At 71.5% G+C, this 1,669-nt stretch carries 1 protein-coding gene; it reads right to left on the reverse strand.

Annotated elements, in window-relative coordinates:
* On the reverse strand, positions 1-1,669 hold a 1,669-nt coding region (locus GTY96_RS37010), incomplete at both ends, for a non-ribosomal peptide synthetase (RefSeq protein ID WP_161667170.1).

A 1,669-nucleotide genomic window follows, 5' to 3' on the forward strand; every position in this document is an offset into this window, starting at 1 on the left:
CGTGCGCGGCGTGGCATCGGCGCTCAGCGCGGGCAGCTTCGCCCGGTCCACCTTCCCGCTCGGCGTCAGCGGCAGCGCCTCCAGCTTCCCGTACGCCACCGGCACCATGTGCTCCGGCACCCGCTCCCTCATCCACTCCCTCAGCGGCCCCGCCTCCGCCTCTCCCACCACGTACGCCCACAGCTTCGTCCCCCCACCCTCCACCCTCCCCACCACCGCCGCCTGCTTCACTCCCGGGTGCGTCCCCAGCACCCCCTCCACTTCCCCCACCTCCAACCTCATGCCGCGCACCTTCACCTGCCCGTCGCGCCGGCCCACGTACTCCACCTCCCCGTCCTCTCCCCACCTCGCCATGTCCCCCGTCCGGTACAGCCTCCCTCCTGCCTCCCCACTCAGCCCGTCCGGCACGAAGCGCTCCGCCGTCAGCCCCGCCTGCCCCAGGTACCCTCGCGCAAGCCCCGCTCCTCCCACGTACAACTCCCCCACCACCCCCACCCCCACCGCCCTCTGCCCCCCGTCCAACACGTACAGCCGCACGTTCCCCAGCGGCTTGCCCACCGTCACTCGCTCCGCCTTCACCTCCCCCGCCACGCTCGCGCACACCGTCACTTCCGTCGGGCCGTACCCGTTCAACATCCTCCGCCCGCCCTGCTTCCACTTGCTCACCAACCCCGGCGGGCACGCCTCTCCCGCTGAAATCAGCGTCCTCACTCCCTCCAGCCCCCCCTCCTCCACCTGCCCCAACACCGACGGCGTCAGCGTCACCACCGTCGCTCCCATCCTCTTCACCGTCCCCTCCAGCCCTCCTCCTGGCAGCAGCGCCTCTCTTCGCGCCACGCACAGCCGCGCTCCCGCCGCCAGCGTCGAGAAGACTTCCGCCACCGACGCGTCGAAGCCCGGCGACGCGTACTGCAGCACCCCGTCCTCCGCCTTCACTCCGTGCGCCTCCGCCACCGCGCGCGCCATGTTCGCCAGGCCCCCGTGGCGCACCATCACGCCCTTCGGCTTGCCTGTACTCCCTGACGTGAAGAGCACGTACGCCAGGCTCTCCGGCGCCACCCGCTTCCCCACCCGCGTCTTCGGCTGCTTCGCTATCTGCCTCGCGTCCGCGTCCAGCAGCACCAGCACCGCGTTCCCCGTGGGCAGCTCATCCGCCAACGCCTCGCGCGTCAGCACCACCGCCACGCCCGCCTCTTCCAGCAGCGCCCCCACTCGCAACGCGGGCTGCGTCACGTCCACCGGGACGAACGCTCCTCCCGCCTTCAGCACCCCCATCATCCCCACCACCCACTCCACCGAGCGCTCCACCATCAACCCCACCCTCACCTCCGGCCCCACTCCCAGCCCTCTCAGGTGGTGCGCCAGCTGGTTCGCCCTCTCCTCCACCTCCCCGTAGCTCACCCCCTCCGTCTCCGTGCGCACCGCCTCCGCCTGCGGCCTCGCCTCCGCGCTCGCCTCGAAGACTTCGTGCCCGCACTCCTCCTTCCCCCCGTACTCCCTCCCCGTCCGGTTCCACTCCTCCACCACCCGCCGCCTCTCCTCCGGGCCCATCCACTCCAGCTCTCCCACCCGCTGCTCTGGCTTCTCCACCAGCGCCTTCACCACCCGCTCGAAACCCTCCATCCACCGCTGCACTGTCCGCTCGTCGAACAGGTCCGTGCTGTACTCC

Origin of the sequence: Corallococcus silvisoli, assembly GCF_009909145.1 — a bacterium.
Taxonomy (GTDB): Bacteria; Myxococcota; Myxococcia; order Myxococcales; family Myxococcaceae; genus Corallococcus; species Corallococcus silvisoli.